The organism is Rhodoplanes roseus (assembly GCF_003258865.1).
GTDB lineage: Bacteria > Pseudomonadota > Alphaproteobacteria > Rhizobiales > Xanthobacteraceae > Rhodoplanes > Rhodoplanes roseus.
Map to the genome: position 1 here is coordinate 1 of NZ_NPEX01000393.1, position 4,328 is coordinate 4,328.

The window sequence follows — 4,328 nt, forward strand, 5'->3', positions numbered from 1 at the left end:
CAACACATTGAAATCGTTAAATTTTTTGTGGAAGATCCCGCACCTTTTGGGTGGGTGCGGGAATAGAATGTGCTGTGCGCGCATGCGCGCTCGCGTGGTCGCCGACCACGACCACCATCGGCACCTGCGCCTTGCGGGCGTTGTGCAGGTTGGCGATGCCGTTGGCGAGCCCGGGCCCGAGATGCAGCAGCGTCGCCGCCGGCCGCTCCGCCATCCGGGCGAAGCCGTCGGCCGCGCCGGTGGCAACGCCCTCGAACAGGCACAGCACGCCCCGCATCCCGGCAATGCTGTCGAGCGCTCCGACGAAATGCATCTCCGACGTCCCGGGATTGGCGAAACAGACATCCACGCCGTTCGCCACCAGCGTGCGGACGAGACTTTCGGCACCATTCATGAGAGGCGTATCCGTGCAGATCCCCCGGCCACCGGCCGGCCGGGCGAATCCTTACACCACGCGAAGCCGCGGATCGACCGCTGCCCCGTGCCCCGACGCGGTGCATCACGACTGTCCCGGGCCGGAACCGACCCGGCCGTCGGGATCGATCATTTCTCATTGCGAAACGAGCCGAGATCCGTGTTGCCAACGGATGGCGGGGCGGCCGCTATGGGCATCGTAGATTGCGCGCGCCTCTCCTCGAACGCAGAAAGCATCATGATGATGATCCGGTCGGCCTTGGCGGTAATTCTGGGGGTCGTGCTCGCGTTCGGCGGTGCGTCGGAACCGCGGGCCGACGAGTTTCCCAGCCGCTCGATCAAGATCGTCGTCGGGTTCGGACCCGGCGGCATCGGCGACATCGCGGCACGCTCCGTGGCGCAGCGGGTGTCGGACGCGACCGGGCGTCCGGTGGTGATCGAGAACATGCCGGGCGCTGGGGGGCTGACGGCCGCGGCGTCGGTCGCACGGGCGAGTCCGGACGGCTACACCATGCTGCTGGTCAGCGCCCAGAACGTCGTCAATCCGTATCTGTTCAAGTCCATGCCCTACGAGCCGGGCGCGTTCGCGATGGTGTCGACCATCGGATCCTTCCACACGCTGGTTCTGGTCCGCAAGGACAGCCCCTACCGGACGATCGCCGACCTGCTCGAGGACGCGCGGCGGAACCCGCAGCGCGTCAACATCGGGACGATCAGCGCCGGCAGCATCCAGCACCTCTCTGCACTTCTGTTCGCGTCGGCCGCCAAGCTCGATGTGCCCACCGTTCCGTTCAGGACGACGAGCGACGTGATCACGGCTCTGATGGGGGGAGAGGTCCAGGTCGCTTTCGAGATGACGCCGGCGGTGTTCGGCCAGCTCCAGTCGGGTGCGCTGCGGGTCCTCGCCGTGTGGTCGGAACAGCGATTGCCGATGATGCCGGATGTGCCGACGCTGGGCGAGAGCGGGGTGCCGGGGGACTACCAGGCGTTCTCCTGGAACGGTCTGGTGGTGCCGGCGAAGACGCCGCGGCCGGTCGTCGCGAAGCTCAATGCCGAGGTCGTCAAGGCGGTGGCGGATCCCGGCACGCAGGCGCGCCTGTCGGGCCTCGGCGTGTTTCCGCAGGCGAGCACGCCGGAGGAGATGCAGGGCCTGTGGGACACCAACGCCCGAATCTGGCGCGAGGTCATCGCCGGCGCGAAGCTGGCCCAGTGACCCGTCCATGAGCCGCTCGTCCCGTATCGACGGTTGACGCGCCGGACCCGGGATGAGCCGCTCACCAGCTCACGCAATCCCGATACGCCGCGCGCCGCGCCGCCGCGGCGGACAGCAGGCCGAGCACGCCGCCGCGTGCCGCGCGCTCCTGCTGCCAGACGTTCTGGGCGAGGGCGTCGCACACCACCGCGTCGAGCGAGGCCGTCCGGCCGCCCCCAAAGGTCTGCGCCATGCCGACCGAGGCCACGAGCGCGACCGACACCGCGATCCCGACCGTCACGACGATCCGCCTCGCCATCCGCTTCGCCATGATGCTCCCCCGTCTGCCGTGCCCCCGTCATCGCAGGCACGGCCGCGGGGTTATGTGCGCGGGGTCACACGGGCGATCGAACGGAGCGATCGCGGGGCCGCCCGCGACCACCTCTCCCCGGCGGGGAGAGGTCGGTTCGCCAAAGGCGAACCGGGTGAGGGGGTGCCGAGGCCGAGGGGGACCGGCAGCGTGCAAATGCCGTTAGTCAGAAAAGTCGGAGCTGCTTGCTAACATTGACCGGCCTTCGCGGCGCTGTGTCCCGACCGGTAGCCTGACTTACTAATTTCATAAAGACATGGGCATCAAGAAAGTAGTTTGGATAAGCCTTTCGTATAGTATCGAGAGACTCGACGGATACCAAAACAGCTTCAGACCCAGTCGAATCTTTCATCTTTTGTTCGACTTCAAGGTATTTGGCTGCTGCATCTTTCGACTCGCTCAGCTTAAAGGTTGTTACCTCTACTGAGTGTTGGGCTGGATTAAGTTCAATTAGAAAATAATGAGCATCCCCCTTGCTTGCTTGAGGACTCGCTAACAGCCGCATCGCTTGTCCATAGGCGCCTAGTCTGTTTACCAGGTCCAATTCTCGCACCAAACTCCGGAGTTCTGCTGCCATTTCTTTGTAGGAGCCTGGGGTATTTGGCACAGGCTGGGTATTTTCTCGAAATGCGAAGGCGGTGCTCGCCAATGCAAAGAAGCGGAGTAGTTTAGTGTCCCCCTGGCTAGACTTGAGCGCCTGCCTTTGAAGTGTTCCTACCGTCTCCACGGCGGTCGCCCATGCATGCTGAAGGTGGGTCCGAATTTGCATTTCAACTTTTAAAGAATTGTATGTTGTTTTCCTGTCTGAATTATAGCGATAGATGAGATGAATGCCTCGATAGCCAGAAGACTTGGGAGTTGCGATGTAATCATCGCATTGGTGAAGGGTGTGCTTAATATCACTTTCTTCGTATTCTTTGACGAGGCTTTTGGCCAAATGCACTGACGCCATGACCGCTCGACAGCCCCCCAGATCCTGCATCTGAGACAGTGTCATGGTCGGGAAACGGGTAAGCTTCTGCTCGATTGATGACATGCGCTTTATTCGTTGCGCGATTAGACACTGTGAGTCTGCTGGCTTTGCTCGGCGCTTGAGTCCTACGGTAAAAGTATTGAGTGGAAAACTGTGAGATGAGCGCCAGTTGTTTACAATGTCAAGCGCGCGAAGATAGTCAGATAGATATTCATTTTTGTCTATATAACGGCTATAGTCGCCTCTGACCAGCATTTCGCCGGCCCAATTGACGCTCCTCTTGTTGAACTGCGGAACTACCCAGGCCATCTCGTTCGCTGCTTTGTATTTATGGTATTAATAATTTTATTAGTTGAAGCCAGAGCCTGCTCAAGTCGGTCTCAAGCCGTCACCTACAGAATACAGAAATATTTTGGATGTGTAACGAATCGCGACCGGGAGCTAAACTCTTTATGCAGGCTGTCGACAGCTTGTCCGCCTCGCCTACCGCGGCCGTTCCGATCTGCTGTAGTTGCTGAAATGGCCCTCGCGGGCGGCCTGGGCGCGGGCGGACTTGATCAGGGACTTGGATTGTCCCTCGGGCGCCGTGCGGGAGAGCAGGCGGTCCAGCCGCGGGCCCCCGCAGGACGGGCAGACAGGGGTGTCGGACGCGCGGATCAGAAGCTCCACGTCCTTGTCGCAATCCTTACAATGATAGCTGTAGAGCGGCATGCCGCGCCTCCGGTCGGGCGTTTTTCGCACGGGCAGCGGGCCGAGTCCGACAATCGCGACGCCTCGGGTCCGCCCGGCCGCAAGAGGTGCAGAAACCGGGCCAAGATCGTCGTTCGCCGCTCCGGCGCCGCGGGCGCCCCTGGCGCCGGAGCGGCGGCGGGCGGCGACGGTCCGGAAACGGGCGGCGGCAGGGAGAAAACCCGAGGTGGCGAGGCGAAAAACCGAGGGGCGGCACCGGTGCGGCGCCGGCCAGCGGCTCTTGCCTTCCAGGACAAGAATCCTATACTAGGTCCGTCTCGCTCCACGAGGGACGTCGACCGGTGACGTCGGGCGGCGGAGCGAGCCGGACGTTTTTTCGTGCGACGATCTCGCACGGAAAACCCCGGCCGCCGGACCTTCCGGGACATCCGGCCGGCGGATGCGGCGCCTGCGGGTGCGGCCTCGTCAGCCGTGCTCCCGGGGGCTTTCGGGGCCCCGCCCTCCGGGCACCACGACCCGGGCGCGAGGAGCATCGCTGAAGAGGGTTTGGACCCGGTCGGTGCAAGCCTGCAAGCGCGGCCCGAGAGCCTAAAATCGCCGCGGTGGAGCGCCGGGAGGCGTGCGCATCGACGCTTCGATGCGCGCTGCGTCCCGTCGGACGCAGAATTTCAGGTGCAGCGCCTCCCGGC

At 63.2% G+C, this 4,328-nt stretch carries 4 protein-coding genes and 1 pseudogene; 1 reads left to right on the plus strand and 4 read right to left on the minus strand.

What is annotated here, in order from left to right:
• Positions 1 to 82: 82 nt before the first annotated feature.
• Positions 83 to 394: pseudogene (locus CH341_RS28815) on the minus strand (thiamine pyrophosphate-binding protein); the annotation flags it as partial.
• A gap of 258 nt (positions 395 to 652) precedes the next feature.
• On the opposite strand from CH341_RS28815, the gene CH341_RS28820 reads away from it, so the two are divergent.
• Positions 653 to 1,627, plus strand: coding sequence for a Bug family tripartite tricarboxylate transporter substrate binding protein (locus CH341_RS28820; protein ID WP_170149850.1), 975 nt, complete (start codon positions 653 to 655; stop codon positions 1,625 to 1,627).
• A gap of 61 nt (positions 1,628 to 1,688) precedes the next feature.
• Here the strand turns inward: CH341_RS28820 and CH341_RS28825 are convergent, their stop codons facing one another.
• The 3 genes from CH341_RS28825 to CH341_RS28835 form a co-directional block, all read right to left on the minus strand.
• Positions 1,689 to 1,937: a hypothetical protein gene (locus CH341_RS28825; RefSeq protein WP_111422645.1), complete on the minus strand. Its 249-nt coding sequence runs from the start codon at positions 1,935 to 1,937 to the stop codon at positions 1,689 to 1,691.
• Between the two features lie 205 nt (positions 1,938 to 2,142).
• On the minus strand, positions 2,143 to 3,258 hold the full coding sequence (locus tag CH341_RS28830; protein WP_111422647.1) for a RelA/SpoT domain-containing protein: 1,116 nt from the start codon (positions 3,256 to 3,258) through the stop codon (positions 2,143 to 2,145).
• Between the two features lie 174 nt (positions 3,259 to 3,432).
• Positions 3,433 to 3,660: an FmdB family zinc ribbon protein gene (locus CH341_RS28835; RefSeq protein ID WP_111422649.1), complete on the minus strand. Its 228-nt coding sequence runs from the start codon at positions 3,658 to 3,660 to the stop codon at positions 3,433 to 3,435.
• Positions 3,661 to 4,328: the final 668 nt, after the last annotated feature.

Bases quoted from the DNA above. Each gene is read 5' to 3' on its own strand.
- CH341_RS28820 (WP_170149850.1), top strand. From the start codon at position 653: ATGATGATGATCCGGTCGGCCTTGGCGGTAATTCTGGGGGTCGTGCTC.
- CH341_RS28825 (WP_111422645.1), bottom strand. From the start codon at position 1,937: ATGGCGAAGCGGATGGCGAGGCGGATCGTCGTGACGGTCGGGATCGCG.
- CH341_RS28830 (WP_111422647.1), bottom strand. From the start codon at position 3,258: ATGGCCTGGGTAGTTCCGCAGTTCAACAAGAGGAGCGTCAATTGGGCC.
- CH341_RS28835 (WP_111422649.1), bottom strand. From the start codon at position 3,660: ATGCCGCTCTACAGCTATCATTGTAAGGATTGCGACAAGGACGTGGAG.